Here is an 18,149-nt window from a genome sequence, read left to right as displayed (position 1 = left end):
TGGACCGTGCCCGCTTTTGATTTGGCTGTTGCTTTTGCTCTTCAACACTCAAGACCCCATACAAGCCATCACCCAAATAACGGATATGCACCCTTAAACCAAAACCTGGCCCAACTCTTGCTCTATCTCCTGTTACCGCACCCTCGACCCCTGTGCGGCGGAGACTCTTGACTATGGCAATCACCCCGAATTCGCTCCTTCAGGCAGCCCTTGCGGCCAAGCCTCAAGCGCCCGCCGCCAATCCACCGGCAGTGGCTGCGAACCCACGGGACAAGGCCCCGGGCTTCGCTCAGGTGTTCGCCAACCAGGCCCCTGCGCCTGCGGCAAAACCTGCCGACACCCCCATCAAATCCACCCGCGACAAGCCTGCGGACAATACCCCCAAGCCCGCCGCCAACAACGACAAGCCTGCCGCCGGTACCCCATCGGTTGCCGATAACGGCAAGACTTTGCCTGCCAACCCGCCGGCCAAGGCGGACACCCCGGACACCACCGCCAAGTCAGACGACGATGCCCCGGCAGACGATCCGTCCCTGGCCCAGCAACCTCCGGTCGACCCCGCCGTAGACCCGGCGCTGATAGCCGCGGTAGTCCCTGTCCCCGTCCCCGCTACGCCGGCGCCCGTCGAGACCCCGACGCCGGCCACCGCGAAGGATGACAAAAACCAGCCAGTCGTGGCGCCACCGATGGCCGCGACCGACGACGCCAAGCCCGCCTTCGATCCCGAGGCCGATCCGCTGGATGCAATGCCCGCCGTGCGCCTGGCCATGGAACAGGGCGGACACGTGTCCGCCAGCAGCCAGGCCCCGGCAAAAACCGCCCCGGCCCCGACCCAGGATCAGCCGACCGCCGCGCAAAACTTCGTCACAGGCCTGGCCAATATGGTCGACCAGCAAGCGTCCAAGGACAGCACCGACCAGGGCGGCGACAAAGCCTTTGCCGGTCTGATCGACGGCGGCCTCAAGGATTTGAAGGACGCCAGCAGCGACACCCGTGTCGATGACTTCGCCAACCGCCTCGCCGCGCTGACCCAGGCTGCCACGCCGAAAACTGCGAATGCCCTGCCGCCGGTGGCCAACGCGCCATTGGCCATGCACCAGAGTGGCTGGACCGATGAGGTGGTGAACCGGGTCATGTACCTGTCCAGCGCCAACCTCAAGTCGGCAGAGATCCAGTTGCAGCCCGCTGAACTGGGTCGCCTGGACATCAGCGTGAAGATGTCCGCCGACCAGCAGGCGCAAGTCACCTTCATTAGCGGCCATGCGGTGGTGCGTGAAGCCCTGGAAAGCCAGTCGGGCCGCCTGCGGGAGATGTTTGCCCAGCAGGGCATGGGCCAGGTCGACGTCAACGTGTCGGACCAGTCCCGTGGCTGGCAGGGGCAGCAGGGCCAGGACCAGCAACAGCAGAACCAGGCTCGCGGCGTCAGCGGCAGTGGCGGGCGGGGTGATGGGGTTGATGGCGGCGGTATCGGTGAGGTGGCTGAAGTGGCCGCGCCGGTGGTGCAGTCGGTGATTGGCTCCAGTGCCGTGGACTACTACGCCTGATCCGAGGCCTGGCGATGATCAAAATGTGGGAGCGGGCTTGCTCGCGAATACGGAGTGTCAGTCACCGTTACAGGTGCTGATCCACCGCTTTCGCGAGCAAGCCCGCTCCCACATTGGTTTTGCAGTGTCGGCGAAACCGTGACCGAACTGACAACTCTGGCATAACACTTGCTCTTGCCTTTCCCCAGAACTATGAATCCCAGAATAGTGACGGATTATTGGCATGGCGAAGAGCGACGACGCAGCAAAAGCACCCGCAGGCAAGGGCAAGCTCAAGCTTATCCTGCTGATTGTCCTGGCCTTGTTCCTGGCGATCGGCTTGTCCGTGGGGGCTACCTGGTACTTTATGCACAGTGCCCAGAGCAAACCGGCCGCCACGGCCGAGGTCAACCCCAACGTCAAGCAACCGGCAATCTTCGAGCCGATGCTGCCGGCGTTTGTCGCCAACTTCAATCAGAACGGCCGTCAACGCTACCTGCAGGTGAGCATTACCCTGCTGGCGCGTAACCAGGCAGACCTGGATGCCCTCAAGGTGCACATGCCAGTGATCCGCAACAACCTGGTGATGCTGTTTTCCGCCCAACCCTTCGACACCCTCGCCACCCCGGTGGGCCAGGAAATGCTGCGCCAGAAGGTCACTGCCAGCGTGCAGGAAGTGGCCCAGAAGGAAGTCGGCAAACCTGTGATCGAGCAGGTGCTCTTCACTAATTTCGTATTGCAGTAGGATCACGACATGGCCGTGCAGGACCTGCTGTCCCAGGATGAAATCGATGCGCTGCTCCATGGCGTCGACGATGGTCTGGTACAGACCGAAATGGCTGCCGAGCCCGGCAGCGTCAAAAGCTACGACCTGACCAGCCAGGATCGCATCGTCCGTGGACGCATGCCGACCCTGGAAATGATCAACGAGCGTTTTGCCCGTTACACCCGTATCAGCATGTTCAACATGCTGCGCCGCTCGGCGGACGTGGCGGTGGGCGGCGTGCAGGTGATGAAGTTCGGTGAGTACGTGCACTCGCTGTACGTGCCCACCAGCCTCAACCTGGTGAAGATCAAGCCGCTGCGCGGCACCGCGCTGTTCATCCTCGACGCCAAGCTGGTGTTCAAGCTGGTGGACAACTTCTTCGGCGGCGATGGCCGTCACGCCAAGATCGAAGGCCGTGAATTCACCCCGACCGAGTTGCGGGTGGTGCGCATGGTGCTGGAGCAGGCCTTCATCGACTTGAAGGAAGCCTGGCAGGCGATCATGGAAGTCAATTTCGAGTACATCAACTCGGAAGTGAACCCGGCCATGGCCAACATCGTCGGCCCCAGCGAAGCCATTGTGGTCTCCACCTTCCACATCGAACTCGATGGCGGCGGCGGCGACCTGCACGTGACCATGCCGTACTCGATGATCGAGCCGGTGCGCGAGATGCTCGATGCCGGTTTCCAGTCCGACCTCGACGACCAGGACGAACGCTGGGTGAAAGCCCTGCGCGAAGACCTGCTGGACGTCGACGTACCCCTGAGCGCCACCGTGGCCCGTCGCCAGCTGCGTTTGCGGGATATTTTGCACATGCAGCCGGGGGATGTGATTCCCGTCGACTTGCCGGAAGAACTGATCATGCGCGCCAACGGCGTGCCGTCGTTCAAGGTCAAGCTCGGTTCTCACAAAGGCAACCTGGCGTTGCAAGTGATCGAACCGATCAACCGTCGCTGATCCACCTTAATTTCTGCTCCGCCGAGGACATGTAATGGCTACCGAACACGAAAACACTTCCGCCGAAGACCAGGCCCTGGCTGACGAGTGGGCGGCTGCCCTGGAAGAAACCGGCGATGTCGGCCAGGACGATATCGATGCACTGCTGGCGGCCGATGCGGCCACTGCACCGGTTGGCAACCGCCTTCCCATGGAAGAGTTCGGCAGCGTGCCGAAGAACAATGACCCGGTGACCCTCGACGGTCCGAACCTGGACGTGATCCTCGACATCCCGGTGTCGATCTCCATGGAAGTCGGCAGCACCGAAATCAACATCCGCAACCTGCTGCAGCTCAACCAGGGGTCGGTGATCGAGCTGGACCGCCTGGCCGGCGAGCCGCTGGACGTGCTGGTCAACGGCACGCTGATCGCCCATGGCGAAGTGGTGGTGGTCAACGAGAAGTTCGGCATCCGCCTGACCGACGTGATCAGCCCGAGCGAACGCATCAAGAAGTTGCGTTGATATGAAGCGCTCATTGGTAGGACTGTTATCGACGCTGCCCTTGAGCGTAATGGCAGCAGAACCGGTTGCCCAGGCGGCTGCGCCTGCGCTTGGCAGCGGTGTGGGCGGGCAACTCACCCAGTTGGTGCTGGGGTTGTTGCTGGTGGTGGGGCTGATCTTCGTGCTCGCCTGGGTGCTGCGCCGCGTGCAGCGCATCGGCCCGGGCAATGCCCAGGTCATCGAGCTGGTGGGTTCACGCGCCCTTGGCCCGCGGGACAGGCTGGTGCTGGTGCAGGTCGGCGACGAGCAGATCCTGCTGGGCATCACCCCCGGTCGCATCACCCCGTTGCACGTGCTCAAGTCGCCTGTGGAAGTGGCCCAGACCCAAGCGGCCACGCCGGAATTCGCCCAGCGCCTCATGGAGTTGCTGGGCAAGGATCAGAAGGATAAGAAGTAATGCGCGTTTTATTGACGCTCATGCTGTTGCTGGCAGCGCCGCTGGCGTACGCAGCAGACCCGTTGTCGATCCCGGCGATCACCCTGGGCACTAACGCGGCGGGCGCGCAGGAGTATTCGGTCAGCCTGCAGATCCTGCTGATCATGACCGCGCTGAGCTTCATCCCCGCGTTCGTGATGCTGATGACCAGCTTCACCCGCATCATCATCGTGTTCTCGATCCTGCGTCAGGCTCTCGGCCTGCAACAGACGCCGTCGAACCAGATCCTCACCGGCATGGCGCTGTTCCTGACGCTGTTCATCATGGCGCCGGTGTTCGACAAGGTGAACCAGCAAGCCCTGCAACCGTACCTGGCGGAGAAAATGACCGCCCAGGATGCGATCGACAAGGCCCAGGGCCCGATCAAGGATTTCATGCTGTCGCAGACCCGCTCCAGCGATCTTGAGTTGTTTGTGCGGTTGTCCAAGCGTACCGACATCGCCAGCCCAGACATGGCGCCGCTGACCATCCTGGTGCCGGCGTTCGTGACCTCGGAGTTGAAGACCGCGTTCCAGATCGGCTTCATGATCTTCATTCCGTTCCTGATCATCGACCTCGTCGTGGCGAGTGTGCTGATGGCCATGGGTATGATGATGCTGTCGCCGCTGATCATTTCGCTGCCGTTCAAGATCATGCTGTTTGTGTTGGTGGACGGGTGGGCGCTGATTATCGGCACCCTGGCCGGCAGTTTCGGTGGGGTGTAGGCCATGACGCCAGAAGTAGCAGTCGACCTGTTTCGCGAAGCCCTGTGGCTGACCACCATGATGGTCGCCGTGCTGGTGGTGCCGAGCCTGTTGGTGGGCCTGTTGGTGGCGATGTTCCAGGCCGCGACCCAGATCAACGAACAGACCCTGAGCTTTTTGCCGCGCCTGCTGGTGATGCTGATCACCCTGATCGTTGCCGGCCCGTGGCTGGTGCAAACCTTCATGGAATACATCCTGCAGCTGTACGGCAGTATTCCGCAGTTGATCGGCTGACCCCGTGAATTCGATGCTGGCCTTGACCGACACCCAGATCAGCACCTGGGTGGCCTCGTTCATCCTGCCGTTGTTCCGGGTCACGGCCGTGCTGATGACCATGCCGGTGTTCGGCACCACCCTGGTACCACGGCGCATCCGCCTGTATTTCGCAGTGGCGATCACCGTGGTCATCGTGCCGGGCTTGCCGCCGATGCCACCGGTGAATGCCCTGGACCTCAGTGCAATGATGCTGATCGCCGAGCAAATCATCATCGGCGCCTTGCTGGGCTTCTCCCTGACGCTGTTCTTCCAGGCCTTTGTGATCGCCGGGCAGATCATCTCGATCCAGATGGGCATGGGCTTCGCGTCCATGGTCGACCCTACCAACGGCGTGTCGGTGGCGGTGATCGGGCAATTCCTGACGATGCTGGTGACCTTGCTGTTCCTGGCCATGAACGGCCACCTGGTGGTGTTCGAGGTGATGACCGAAAGCTTCACCACCTTGCCGGTGGGCAGCGGGTTGGTGGTCAATCATTTCTGGGAGCTGGTGGGGCGCTTGAGCTGGGTGCTCGGTGCATCCCTGCTGCTGGTATTGCCGGCGATCACTGCGCTGCTGGTGGTCAACATCGCCTTTGGCGTGATGACCCGGGCGGCGCCGCAGTTGAACATCTTCTCCATCGGTTTCCCGCTGACCCTGGTGCTGGGCATGGGGATTTTCTGGGTCGGCATGGCTGACATTCTCAATCAGTATCAACCGCTGGCAACCGATGCCTTGCAGTTTTTACGTGACTTGGCGCGGGCGCGGTAAGCCATGGCCGAGAGCGAGAGTGGCCAGGATAAGACAGAAGACCCCACGGAGAAACGTAAAAAGGACTCCCGGGAAAAGGGCGAGATTGCCCGCTCCAAAGAGCTCAACACCCTGGCGATCATGCTCGCCGGTTCCGGCGGCCTGCTGATCTATGGCGGTGGCCTGGCCCTGGACCTGATGGAGTTGATGCGCCTGAATTTCTCCCTGCCCCGCGACGTGCTGCTGAGCCCGGGCGCCATGGGCTTGTACCTGCTGCACTCGGGCAAGATCGCGATCCTCGCGGTGCAGCCGATCCTCATCACCTTGTTGCTGGCGGCCCTGATCGGCCCGATTTCCCTCGGCGGCTGGCTGTTTGCCGCCGGCAGCCTGGCGCCCAAATTCAGCCGGATGAACCCGGCGGCCGGGCTCAAGCGGATGTTTTCCACCAAGGCCCTGGTGGAACTGCTCAAGGCCTTGGCCAAGTTCATCCTGATCCTGTTTGTGGCGTTGACGGTGTTGTCGTCCGACATCGACGACCTGCTGCGCATCGCCCATGAGCCGATTGAGCTGGCGATCATCCATAGTGTGCAAGTGGTGGGCTGGAGTTCGCTGTGGATGGCCTGCGGGCTGATCATCATTGCTGCGGTGGATGCGCCGATCCAGCTGTGGGAAAGCCACAAGAAACTGCTGATGACCAAGCAGGAAGTGCGCGACGAGCACAAGGACCAGGAAGGCCGGCCCGAGGTCAAGCAGCGGATTCGCCAGCTGCAGCGCGAGATGTCCCAGCGCAAGATGATGGCCTCGGTGCCCGATGCCGATGTGGTCATCACCAACCCGACCCACTACGCCGTGGCGCTCAAGTACGACCCGGAGAAGGGTGGGGCGCCGATGTTGCTGGCCAAGGGCAGTGATTTCACGGCGTTGAAAATCCGCGAGATTGCGGTAGCCAATGACATCCTGCTGCTGGAATCGCCGGAGTTGGCGCGGTCGATCTACTACTCCACCGACCTGGACCAGGAAATTCCGGCCGGGTTGTATCTGGCGGTGGCTCAGGTGTTGGCGTACGTGTATCAGATCCGCCAGTACCGGGCGGGCAAGGGCAAGCGGCCGGATCCGCTCAAAGACCTGCCGATTCCACCGGATTTGCGTCGGGATTCCTGATTTTGTAGCGTCCCTCCTGGCCTCTTCGCGAGCAAGCCCGCTCCCACATTTGACCGTGTATATCCTGTAGAAACGCGGTCAAATGTGGGAGCGGGCTTGCTCGCGAAGGCGTCCGCCCAAACAACAAAAATCCCCCTGAGCGTTCCCGCAATTGCATCTCGCACCGTGTAAGTCGCGGGCGAGGGCGCTACCTCAATCAGCGTGGCGAGGGAGCAAGCTCCCTCGCCACAGGTGATGTGCACGCGGCGGTATGTCGTTGCTGGCCGCCGGAACGATCTGCTTCCTCAAGCAAAAGTTGGAAGGCTTCTTGCAATACCGCCTCCAGGACGCTTCCCGGCGTCAAAAGTTTGCTTCAAGGAAACGAGGAATACCGGTGGATCGCTCTCAAATGCTCAGCACGGCCCGTGGCACCCTGACTGACCTCTCGCGAGGCAATCTGGGTGTGCCGTTGTTGTTGCTGGTGATGCTGGCAATGATGATGTTGCCGATGCCGCCGTTCCTGCTGGATGTGTTCTTCACCTTCAACATTGCGCTGTCGGTCGTCGTGTTGCTGGTGTGCGTATACGCCCTGCGGCCGCTGGATTTCGCGGTATTCCCGACCATCCTGCTGATCGCCACCCTGCTGCGGCTGGCGCTTAACGTGGCTTCCACCCGGGTGGTGATGCTCCACGGCCAGGACGGCCACGCCGCCGCGGGCAAGGTGATCCAGGCCTTCGGCGAGGTGGTGATCGGCGGTAACTACGTGGTCGGTATCGTGGTTTTTGCGATCTTGATGATCATCAACTTCGTGGTCGTGACCAAGGGCGCCGGGCGGATTTCCGAGGTGAGCGCGCGTTTTACCCTCGACGCGATGCCCGGCAAGCAGATGGCGATCGACGCCGACCTCAACGCCGGCCTGATCGACCAGAACCAGGCCAAGGCCCGTCGCCTTGAAGTCGCCCAGGAAGCCGAGTTCTACGGGTCCATGGACGGTGCCAGCAAATTCGTGCGCGGCGACGCCATCGCCGGCCTGTTGATTCTGTTTATCAACCTGATCGGCGGCATGGCGGTCGGCATCTTCCAGCACGGCATGACCTTCGGCGACGCCGGCAAGGTTTACGCCCTGCTGACCATCGGTGACGGTTTAGTGGCGCAATTGCCATCACTGTTGTTATCTACAGCTGCGGCGATCATGGTGACCCGTGCTTCGGGCTCTGAAGACATGGGCAAGCAGATCAGCCGGCAGATGTTTGCCTCGCCCAAGGCGCTGGCGGTGGCGGCAGGCATCATGGCGATCATGGGCATCGTGCCGGGCATGCCCCATGTCTCGTTCCTGAGCATGGCCGCCATGGCCGCCGGCGGTGCCTACCTGTTCTGGAAAAAACAAAACAACATCAAGGTGATTGCCCAGCAGGAAGTGGCGCGCCAGCAGGAACTGCTGCCATCGCCGGCCCGCGCCCTGGAAACCAAGGAGCTGGGCTGGGACGACGTGACCCCGATCGACATGATCGGCCTGGAAGTCGGCTACCGCCTGATTCCCCTGGTGGATCGCAACCAGGGCGGGCAATTGCTGGCGCGGATCAAGGGTGTGCGCAAGAAGTTGTCCCAGGACCTGGGCTTCCTGATGCCCACCGTGCACATTCGCGACAACCTCGACCTGGCCCCGAGCGCCTACCGCCTGACCCTGATGGGGGTGATTCTGGCCGAGGCCGAGATCTACCCGGACCGCGAACTGGCGATCAACCCGGGCCAGGTGTTTGGCAGCCTCAACGGGATTACCGCCAAAGATCCGGCTTTTGGCCTGGAAGCGGTATGGATCGAAATCAGCCAGCGCAGCCAGGCGCAGTCGCTGGGCTACACCGTGGTCGACGCCAGCACTGTGGTCGCCACCCACCTCAACCAGATTCTGTACAAGCACTCCCACGAGCTGATTGGCCACGAAGAAGTCCAGCAACTCTTGCAATTGCTGGCCAAGGCCTCGCCAAAACTCGCCGAAGAGCTGGTACCGGGTGTGCTGTCCACCTCGCAACTGCTCAAGGTGCTGCAAGCGCTGTTGGCCGAGCAGGTGCCGGTGCGGGACATTCGCAGCATTGCCGAAGCTATCGCCAACAATGCCGCCAAGAGTCAAGATACTGCCGCCCTGGTGGCCGCAGTGCGCGTCGGATTGTCGCGTGCAATCGTCCAAAGCATTGTAGGGCTTGACTCCGAGCTGCCTGTTATCACCTTGGAACCAAGGTTGGAACAAATATTGCTCAATAGTATTCAGAAGGCTGGGCAGGGCGCTGATGAGGGCGTGTTGCTGGAGCCAAGCATGGCAGAGAAGCTGCAGCGTTCGTTGATCGAGGCCGCGCAGCGCCAGGAAATGGAAGGCCATCCGGTGATCCTGCTGGTGGCTGGCCCCGTCCGGGCGATGTTGTCGCGGTTTGGACGCCTGGCTATACCGAATTTGCACGTATTGGCTTACCAGGAAATTCCTGACAATAAGCAAGTGACTATCGTCGCGACAGTAGGGCCCAACGGCTGAGGTAGTGGGATATGCAAGTGAAGCGTTTTTTCGCCGCCGATATGCGTCAGGCCATGAAACTGGTACGTGATGAGTTGGGCGCCGACGCTGCGATTATCGGTAACCGTCGTATTGCCGGCGGTGTGGAGCTGACGGCTGCCCTGGATTACAAACCCTCGGCCCTGGCGCCGCGCGTGCCGAACATGGAACTGGAAGACGAGCTGCGCAAGACCGCTTCGCGCATTGTCTCGGCCCAGGCTGAACTGAGCATGCGTGGCGACAGCGACGCCTCCACCAATCGCCAGCTGTTTGCCGGGCTGCCGTTGACCGCGTCCGAGCCGCTGGTAGAGCCGACTTTTGTTGAACCACCGCGTCCTGCTGCGCCAGCCCCGGCGCCGGCGGTAGACCAGCGGGTGTTCGACTCGATGCGCTTCGAACTCAACGGCCTGCGTGAACTGCTGGAAGTGCAGCTGGGTTCGCTGGCCTGGAACCAGTTGCAGGGCAGCCAGCCACAACAGGCCAACCTGTGGCGTCGCCTGCAACGCATTGGCCTGTCCGGCCCGTTGTCCCGCGACCTGCTGCAACTGACCACGCAAATTGAAGAACCTCGCCAGGCCTGGCGCATGCTCCTGGCCCACCTGGCGCGGATGATCGTCACCCCGGAAATCGAACCCCTGGAAGAAGGCGGTGTGATTGCCATGGTCGGCCCGGCCGGCATGGGCAAGACCACCACCCTGGCCAAGCTGGCCGCACGTTACGTGCTCAAGTACGGCGCCCAGAACATCGCGCTGGTGAGCATGGACAGCTACCGCATCGGCGCCCAGGAACAACTCAAGACCCTGGGCCGCATCCTCAATGTGCCGGTGACCCACGTCGACCCGGGCCAGTCCCTGGCCAACGCCCTCGACCCACTGCTGCGCAAGCGCGTAGTGCTGATCGACACCGCCGGCCTGCAAGCCAGCGACCCGGCCCTGCGCATGCAGCTGGAAAGCCTGGCCGGACGCGGGATCAAATCCAGAAACTATTTGGTGCTTGCCACTACCAGCCAGAAGCAGGTATTGACCGCCGCCTACCACAGCTACAAGCGCTGCGGGCTGGCGGGTTGCATCCTGACTAAACTGGATGAGACGGCAAGCCTGGGCGAAGTATTGAGCCTGGCAATCAGTCATGAATTACCGGTCGCCTACCTGACCGACGGGCCGCGGATCCCGGATGATCTGCATCTGCCGCGCCGTCATCAGTTGGTCAGCCGGGCTGTCAGCGTGCAAATGCAGGAAGAACCCAGTGAGGAAGCGATGGCTGACATGTTTGCTGACCTCTACCACAGCCCGAACAAGCGAGTTGGCTGAGGCATCATGGCTTTCTATTTAAAAATGACAGTGAAAAGTATCTACATCGATGGCCTGCCAGCAGTTCGCGCGGCCAACTTATGTAGCCTGCGTCTAAGCAAGACAAGGTAAAGAAATAAAATGGGCAGCATGCATCCCGTACAGGTGATCGCGGTGACCGGCGGCAAAGGTGGCGTCGGAAAAACTAACGTGTCAGTGAATTTGTCCCTGGCCCTGGCAGAGCTTGGCCGTCGCGTCATGCTGCTGGATGCTGACCTGGGGCTGGCGAACGTCGACGTTCTGCTGGGACTGACGCCCAAACATACCCTGGCCGATGTCATCGAAGGCCGCTGTGAGCTGCGCGACGTACTGTTGCAAGGCCCCGGCGGGATTCGCATCGTGCCGGCGGCTTCCGGCACCCAGAGCATGGTGCACCTGAGTCCGGCGCAACATGCCGGCCTGATTCAGGCGTTCAGCGACATTGGCGACAACCTCGACGTACTGGTGATCGACACCGCCGCCGGGATCGGCGAGTCGGTGGTCAGTTTCGTGCGCGCAGCCCAGGAAGTGTTGCTGGTGGTGTGCGACGAACCCACCTCGATCACCGACGCCTACGCCCTGATCAAACTGCTCAACCGCGACTACGGCATGAACCGCTTCCGCGTGCTGGCCAACATGGCCCAAAGCCCGCAGGAAGGGCGGAATCTGTTCGCCAAGTTGACCAAGGTCACGGATCGCTTCCTCGATGTCGCCTTACAATACGTTGGCGCAGTTCCTTACGACGAGTGTGTGCGCAAGGCCGTGCAAAAGCAGCGTGCGGTCTATGAAGCGTTCCCTCGTTCGAAGTGCGCATTGGCGTTCAAGGCTATTGCCCAGAAGGTCGATACCTGGCCGTTGCCCGCCAATCCCCGGGGGCATCTGGAGTTTTTCGTCGAGCGATTGGTGCATCAGACGAGCGCAGGACCGGTGCTATGACAGCCAGCGGCTACAACCTTTACAAGAAGTCGGCACGTGACAGTCAAGTCGAATTGATCGAGCGCTATGCGCCCCTGGTCAAGCGCATTGCCTATCACCTGCTGGCGCGCTTGCCTGCCAGCGTGCAGGTCGAGGACTTGATCCAGGCCGGGATGATCGGCCTGCTTGAAGTGTCGACCAAGTACGACGCGAGCAAGGGCGCGAGTTTCGAGACATACGCGGGTATCCGTATCCGTGGGGCCATGCTCGATGAAGTGCGTAAAGGTGATTGGGCGCCGCGATCAGTGCACCGCAATACGCGGATGGTGAGTGACGCAATTCGCTCAATTGAAGCAAAAACCGGTCGCGACGCTAAAGATCATGAAGTTGCGGCCGAACTCCAATTGAGTCTCGACGATTACTACGGGATTTTGAACGATACCTTGGGCAGCCGGCTGTTCAGTTTCGACGACCTTTTACAGGATGGCGAACATGAAGGGCTGCACGAGGACGGCGCGAGTGCCCATCTCGAACCGTCACGGGACCTGGAAGATGAACGCTTCCAGAGCGCGCTGGCGGACGCGATAGCCAATTTGCCGGAGCGTGAGCGACTGGTGTTGGCGCTGTACTACGACGAAGAGCTGAACCTCAAGGAAATCGGTGAGGTCCTGGGAGTCAGCGAATCGCGGGTCAGCCAGTTACACAGCCAGTGCGCGGCCCGCTTGCGGGGGCGTTTGGGAGAGTGGCGAGCGCGCTGACAGGCAGTGTGGGGACACTGCGAACGATACCGTCCAGGCCCTGCGCCCGGACGGGCTTGGCCCGTGGTGCGCCCCCGGTAGTCCTTTTTGTGTAACGCCTGTTGATTGATATGGCGCGCCCAGGTGCTGGGCGCGTTTAAGACTGCTTGGAGGTCGAATTGGACAAGAACATGAAAATCCTCATCGTTGATGACTTCTCAACGATGCGGCGGATCATAAAAAACCTGTTGCGTGACCTTGGGTTCACTAACACGGTCGAGGCGGATGACGGTATTACGGCGATTCCGATCCTCAACAGCGGGAGCATCGACTTTCTGGTAACGGACTGGAACATGCCGGGCATGACCGGTATCGATCTGCTGCGCCACGTGCGCGCTGATGAAAAACTGCGCAGCCTGCCTGTGCTGATGGTGACCGCTGAAGCCAAGCGTGAACAGATCATCGAAGCCGCCCAGGCCGGGGTCAACGGCTACGTGGTCAAGCCATTCACTGCACTGGCCTTGAAAGAGAAGATCGAAAAGATCTTCGAACGCATCGGTCATTGATGCTGCCACGGGGGAGCTATGGAGCATAAAGAATCATCGCAGGCCGACTTTGAGTCGACCCTGAAAAAACATGCTCATCAACTCGTCGAAAGCCTTGAAAGAGGCCAGTTCGGCGACGCGGTGCAGTTGATCCATGAGCTCAACCAGACCCGTGACCGCGGCCTGTACCAGGAAGTGGGCAAGCTCACCCGTGAGTTGCACAGTGCGATAGTCAATTTTCAGATTGACCCGCACATGCCCCAGGCCGAGGAAATCTCGCAGATCACGGATGCCACCGAACGCCTGTCCTACGTGGTCAGGCTGACTGAGGCGGCGGCCAACCGCACCATGGACCTGGTGGAAAACGCCACGCCTCTGGTCAACGGTATGGCCAGTGAAGCCAAGGCCCTGAGCACTGACTGGGGCCGGTTCATGCGTCGGGAAGTGGGCGCTGAGGAGTTTCGTGAGCTGGCGCGTCGGGTCGAGGGCTTTTTGTCCCGCAGCGAGCAGGAAAACCGCACGGTTTCCAGCAACCTCAATGACATTCTGCTGGCCCAGGATTACCAGGACCTCACCGGTCAGGTGATCAAGCGTGTGACCCAACTGGTCACCGAAGTGGAAAGCAACCTGCTCAAACTGGTGTTGATGGCGGGCCAGGTCGACCGGTTTGCCGGCATCGAACATGACCGCGCAGCGATCCTTTCTGAAAAAGATCCACAAAAACACCTCGCCAAGGGTGAAGGTCCGCAGATTCATGCCGATAAACGTGAAGACGTTGTATCCGGGCAAGACGACGTAGACGATTTGCTGTCCAGTTTAGGCTTCTAAGGAGCACACCCATGAGCTTCGGCGCCGATGAAGAAATCCTTCAGGATTTCCTTGTAGAGGCCGGCGAAATTTTAGAGCAACTGTCCGAACAACTGGTCGAGCTGGAAAGCCGACCGGATGATGCGAACCTGCTCAATGCAATTTTTCGCGGTTTTCATACTGTAAAAGGGGGCGCCGGCTTCCTCCAGCTCCACGAGCTGGTGGAGTGCTGTCACATCGCCGAGAACGTGTTCGACATCCTGCGCAAGGGTGAGCGGCACGTCGACTCGGAACTGATGGACGTGATCCTGGAAGCACTGGACGCGGTCAACGGCATGTTCAGTGAAGTGCGCGAGCGCGCACCGATCACTGCCGCCACGCCGGAACTGCTGGCCGCCCTGGCGCGCCTGGCGGAACCTGCGGCCAACGCTCCCGTGGTGGAAGCGGTGGCTGAGCCGGTTGCCGAGCCTGCGGGCGACGTGACCGACAGCGAATTTGAACAACTGCTGGACTCGCTGAACGCCGTCAAGGCCGAAGCCGAAGCGCCGGCAGCCAGTGCGCCGGCCATGGTGCCGACCACCGAAGACATTACCGACGCCGAGTTCGAGTCGTTGCTCGACCAGTTGCACGGCAAGGGCCAGTTTGCCCCGGACGCGGTGGCCGCAGCGCCAGCGCCAACGGAAGCCGCGGCGCCCGTCAGCAATGAAATCACCGACGACGAATTTGAAGCGCTGCTGGACCAGTTGCACGGCAAAGGCTCGTTTGCCGCCGAGGCTCTGCCGGAAGTCGCCGCAACGGCCGCCGCGCCTGCGGCACCCGCTGCTGCGCCGGCCGCCGATGGACTGATCTCCGATCACGAATTCGAAGCCCTGCTGGATGAACTGCACGGTAAGGGCAAGTTCACCGAAGTGGTCGGCGCTGCTGCACCGGCTGCTGCCGCGGCTGTCGCAACACCGGCTCCTGCCGCCAAGGCTGCCGCGCCTGTCGCAGCGAAAGCGGCTCCGGCTCCGACTCCAGCACCGGCCCGGGCTGCCACGGCTGCCCCGGCCCCGGACAAGCAACCGGCCAGTGAAGCCGAAACCACCGTGCGGGTTGATACCGCGCGCCTGGACGACATCATGAACATGGTCGGTGAACTGGTGCTGGTGCGTAACCGCCTGGTGCGCCTGGGCCTGAACAGTGGCGACGAGGCCATGCAAAAGGCCGTGTCGAACCTCGACGTGGTCACCGCAGACCTGCAGACCGCCGTCATGAAGACCCGGATGCAGCCGATCAAGAAAGTCTTCGGCCGTTTCCCGCGCCTGGTTCGCGACCTGGCACGCCAGCTCAAGAAAGAGATCAACCTGGAACTGGTGGGTGAAGAAACCGACCTCGACAAAAACCTTGTCGAGGCCCTGGCCGACCCGCTGGTCCACTTGGTGCGCAACGCGGTCGACCACGGTGTCGAGACGCCGGAAGAGCGCGAAGCCTCGGGCAAGAACCGCCAGGGCAAAGTGATCCTGGCGGCCGAACAGGAAGGCGACCATATCCTGCTGTCGATCACCGATGACGGCAAAGGCATGGACCCCACGGTACTGCGCAACATTGCAGTCAAGCGTGGGGTGATGGACAAGGACGCCGCCGACCGCCTCACCGACACCGAGTGCTACAACCTGATCTTCGCCCCGGGCTTCTCCACCAAGACCGAGATTTCCGACGTGTCGGGCCGTGGCGTGGGCATGGATGTGGTGAAGACCAAGATCAGCCAGCTCAACGGCTCGATCAACATCTACTCGACCAAGGGCCAGGGCTCGAAGATCGTCATCAAGGTGCCGTTGACCCTGGCGATCATGCCGACCCTGATGGTGATGCTGGGCAACCAGGCGTTCGCCTTCCCGCTGGTCAACGTCAACGAAATCTTCCACCTCGACCTGTCGCGCACCAACGTGGTGGACGGCCAGGAAGTGGTGATCGTGCGCGACAAGGCGTTGCCGCTGTTCTACCTCAAGCGCTGGCTGGTGGCTTCGGCCAAGCATGAAGAGCAGCGCGAAGGCCATGTGGTGATTCTTTCCGTGGGCACCCAGCGTATCGGCTTCGTGGTCGATCAACTGGTGGGCCAGGAAGAAGTGGTCATCAAGCCTTTGGGCAAAATGCTGCAGGGAACCCCGGGCATGTCGGGTGCGACCATTACCGGTGACGGTCGGATCGCGCTGATTCTGGATGTTCCGAGCATGCTCAAGCGTTACGCCGCACGGCGTATTTGATTCGGCCCGGGCAGGGCGGTTGTCCCTCGCCCGGCCTAACGGAGTGTTTATGGTAGTCAAGGTCCTGGTGGTGGACGATTCGGGTTTCTTCCGCCGCCGCGTCTCGGAAATTCTTTCATCGGATTCCAATATCCAGGTGGTCGGCACGGCCACCAACGGCAAAGAGGCGATCGATCAGGCCCTGGCGCTCAAGCCGGACGTGATCACCATGGACTACGAGATGCCGATGATGGACGGCATCACGGCGGTGCGGCACATCATGCAGCGCTGCCCGACGCCGGTGTTGATGTTCTCCTCGCTGACCCACGAAGGCGCCCGGGTCACCCTGGATGCGCTGGATGCCGGCGCGGTGGACTTCCTGCCGAAGAATTTCGAAGACATCTCGCGCAACCCCGAGAAGGTCAAGCAGATGCTCTGCGAGAAGGTGCACAGCATCTCCCGCAGTAACCGTCGCAGCCTGTTCAGTGCGCCGGCGCCCGCACCCGTTACGCCGCCACCGGCCGCCCCGAGCACCTTTGGTCGCCCGGCGCCGGCACCGGTTGCGCGCCCGGCCGCCGCCCCGGTGCGTACGGCTGCGCCCGCCGCACATTCACCTGCGCCCAAGCGCAAGGCCTACAAGCTGGTGGCCATCGGTACGTCCACCGGCGGCCCGGTGGCCTTGCAGCGGGTGTTGACCCAATTGCCGGCGAACTTCCCGGCGCCGATCGTGTTGATCCAGCACATGCCGGCCGCGTTCACCAAGGCGTTCGCCGAGCGCCTGGACAAGCTGTGCCGCATCAGCGTCAAGGAAGCCGAGGATGGCGACATCCTGCGTCCGGGTCTGGCGCTGCTGGCCCCTGGTGGCAAGCAGATGATGGTCGATGGCCGTGGTGCGATCAAAATCCTGCCGGGTGACGAACGCCTGAACTACAAGCCGTGTGTGGATATCACCTTCGGGTCTGCGGCCAAATCCTACGGCGACAAAGTTTTGGCGGTGGTGTTGACCGGCATGGGCGCCGACGGCCGTGAAGGCGCGCGCCTGCTCAAGCAGGGCGGCAGCGCGATCTGGGCCCAGGATGAAGCCAGCTGCGTGATCTATGGCATGCCCATGGCCATCGTCAAGGCCGACCTGGCCGACGCCGTCTACAGCCTCGACGACATCGGCAAGCACCTGGTGGAGGCTTGCCTCTGATGGATGTATTGAGCCTGATTGGCATCATCATGGCGTTTGTCGCGATTATCGGCGGCAACTACCTCGAAGGCGGCCACCTGGGCGCCCTGGCCAACGGCCCGGCGGCGTTGATCGTGATCGGCGGCACCGTGGGCGCGGCGTTGTTGCAGTCGCCCATGAGTTCGTTCAAGCGCGCGATGCAGATCCTCATCTGGATTATTTTCCCGCCGCGTGTCGACTTGCCGGGCGGCATCGACCGCGTGGTCAACTGGAGCCTCACGGCGCGCAAGGAAGGCCTGCTCGGGCTGGAAGGCGTGGCCGATGCCGAGCCCGACAGCTACGCCCGCAAAGGCCTGCAACTGCTGGTGGACGGCGCCGAGCCGGAAGCGATTCGCAGCATCCTCGAAGTGGACTTCTACACCCAGGAAAGCCGCGACATCAACGCTGCCAAAGTCTTTGAAAGCATGGGCGGCTACGCGCCGACCATCGGCATCATCGGTGCGGTGATGGGCTTGATCCACGTGATGGGCAACCTGGCCGATCCGTCGCAACTGGGCAGCGGGATTGCCGTGGCGTTCGTCGCCACCATCTACGGCGTGGCCAGTGCCAACCTGGTGTTGTTGCCGGTGGCCAGCAAGCTCAAGTCGATCGCCCTGCGCCAGTCGCGTTATCGCGAGATGTTGCTCGAAGGCATCCTCTCGATTGCCGAGGGTGAAAACCCGCGCTCCATCGAATTGAAGCTCCAGGGCTTCATGGATTGATGGGAGGTATTT

General features: G+C 61.7%; 18 protein-coding genes. All 18 read left to right on the top strand.

The window, feature by feature from the left end:
- The first annotated feature begins 173 nt into the window (after positions 1-173).
- Positions 174-1,544, top strand: coding sequence for a flagellar hook-length control protein FliK (locus HX786_RS13080; protein ID WP_178912180.1), 1,371 nt, complete (start codon positions 174-176; stop codon positions 1,542-1,544).
- A 223-nt stretch (positions 1,545-1,767) separates the two neighbouring features.
- The gene (fliL, locus tag HX786_RS13075; protein ID WP_177019591.1) at positions 1,768-2,268 is read left to right on the top strand and encodes a flagellar basal body-associated protein FliL; all 501 of its coding nucleotides are present in this window, start codon (positions 1,768-1,770) and stop codon (positions 2,266-2,268) included.
- 9 nt (positions 2,269-2,277) lie between these two features.
- Positions 2,278-3,246 carry a flagellar motor switch protein FliM gene (gene fliM / locus HX786_RS13070; protein WP_003214559.1) on the top strand — a complete coding sequence of 323 codons (969 nt, stop codon included), beginning with the start codon at positions 2,278-2,280 and terminating at the stop codon, positions 3,244-3,246.
- 34 nt (positions 3,247-3,280) lie between these two features.
- A complete protein-coding gene (fliN, locus tag HX786_RS13065) occupies positions 3,281-3,748 on the top strand; it encodes a flagellar motor switch protein FliN (protein WP_003214557.1) in 468 nt (155 codons plus the stop codon).
- Between the two features lies 1 nt (position 3,749).
- On the top strand, positions 3,750-4,184 hold the full coding sequence (fliO, locus tag HX786_RS13060; RefSeq protein WP_023659254.1) for a flagellar biosynthetic protein FliO: 435 nt from the start codon (positions 3,750-3,752) through the stop codon (positions 4,182-4,184).
- The gene (gene fliP, locus HX786_RS13055; protein WP_003214554.1) at positions 4,184-4,927 is read left to right on the top strand and encodes a flagellar type III secretion system pore protein FliP; all 744 of its coding nucleotides are present in this window, start codon (positions 4,184-4,186) and stop codon (positions 4,925-4,927) included. Before fliO ends, fliP begins: the two co-directional genes overlap by 1 nt.
- A gap of 3 nt (positions 4,928-4,930) precedes the next feature.
- Complete coding sequence (gene fliQ / locus HX786_RS13050; protein WP_003214552.1) at positions 4,931-5,200, top strand: flagellar biosynthesis protein FliQ; 270 nt, start codon at positions 4,931-4,933, stop codon at positions 5,198-5,200.
- 13 nt (positions 5,201-5,213) lie between these two features.
- A complete protein-coding gene (gene fliR / locus HX786_RS13045; protein ID WP_003214551.1) occupies positions 5,214-5,990 on the top strand; it encodes a flagellar biosynthetic protein FliR in 777 nt (258 codons plus the stop codon).
- Positions 5,991-5,993: 3 nt separating this feature from the next.
- The gene (flhB, locus tag HX786_RS13040; RefSeq protein WP_178912179.1) at positions 5,994-7,130 is read left to right on the top strand and encodes a flagellar biosynthesis protein FlhB; all 1,137 of its coding nucleotides are present in this window, start codon (positions 5,994-5,996) and stop codon (positions 7,128-7,130) included.
- A 388-nt stretch (positions 7,131-7,518) separates the two neighbouring features.
- A complete protein-coding gene (gene flhA, locus HX786_RS13035) occupies positions 7,519-9,633 on the top strand; it encodes a flagellar biosynthesis protein FlhA (RefSeq protein WP_023659255.1) in 2,115 nt (704 codons plus the stop codon).
- Between the two features lie 11 nt (positions 9,634-9,644).
- On the top strand, positions 9,645-10,961 hold the full coding sequence (gene flhF, locus HX786_RS13030; RefSeq protein ID WP_003214543.1) for a flagellar biosynthesis protein FlhF: 1,317 nt from the start codon (positions 9,645-9,647) through the stop codon (positions 10,959-10,961).
- Positions 10,962-11,081: 120 nt separating this feature from the next.
- A complete protein-coding gene (gene fleN / locus HX786_RS13025; RefSeq protein WP_003192912.1) occupies positions 11,082-11,915 on the top strand; it encodes a flagellar synthesis regulator FleN in 834 nt (277 codons plus the stop codon).
- Positions 11,912-12,652, top strand: a complete 741-nt coding sequence (gene fliA / locus HX786_RS13020; RefSeq protein ID WP_008434817.1) for an RNA polymerase sigma factor FliA — start codon at positions 11,912-11,914, stop codon at positions 12,650-12,652. The genes fleN and fliA overlap by 4 nt, the downstream gene beginning before the upstream one ends.
- A 170-nt stretch (positions 12,653-12,822) precedes the next feature.
- Positions 12,823-13,197: a chemotaxis response regulator CheY gene (locus tag HX786_RS13015; protein ID WP_005790040.1), complete on the top strand. Its 375-nt coding sequence runs from the start codon at positions 12,823-12,825 to the stop codon at positions 13,195-13,197.
- 18 nt (positions 13,198-13,215) lie between these two features.
- Positions 13,216-14,004 carry a protein phosphatase CheZ gene (locus HX786_RS13010; RefSeq protein ID WP_003214538.1) on the top strand — a complete coding sequence of 263 codons (789 nt, stop codon included), beginning with the start codon at positions 13,216-13,218 and terminating at the stop codon, positions 14,002-14,004.
- A gap of 11 nt (positions 14,005-14,015) precedes the next feature.
- Positions 14,016-16,226, top strand: coding sequence for a chemotaxis protein CheA (locus HX786_RS13005; protein ID WP_102604689.1), 2,211 nt, complete (start codon positions 14,016-14,018; stop codon positions 16,224-16,226).
- A 49-nt stretch (positions 16,227-16,275) separates the two neighbouring features.
- Positions 16,276-17,397 carry a chemotaxis response regulator protein-glutamate methylesterase gene (locus tag HX786_RS13000; RefSeq protein ID WP_008434810.1) on the top strand — a complete coding sequence of 374 codons (1,122 nt, stop codon included), beginning with the start codon at positions 16,276-16,278 and terminating at the stop codon, positions 17,395-17,397.
- Positions 17,397-18,137: a flagellar motor protein gene (locus HX786_RS12995; RefSeq protein ID WP_003210645.1), complete on the top strand. Its 741-nt coding sequence runs from the start codon at positions 17,397-17,399 to the stop codon at positions 18,135-18,137. Before HX786_RS13000 ends, HX786_RS12995 begins: the two co-directional genes overlap by 1 nt.
- The last annotated feature ends 12 nt before the right edge of the window (positions 18,138-18,149 follow it).

The organism is Pseudomonas sp. 21615526, assembly GCF_013386245.1.
Taxonomy (GTDB): Bacteria; Pseudomonadota; Gammaproteobacteria; order Pseudomonadales; family Pseudomonadaceae; genus Aquipseudomonas.
This window is presented reverse-complemented; position numbering and strand designations above follow the sequence as displayed.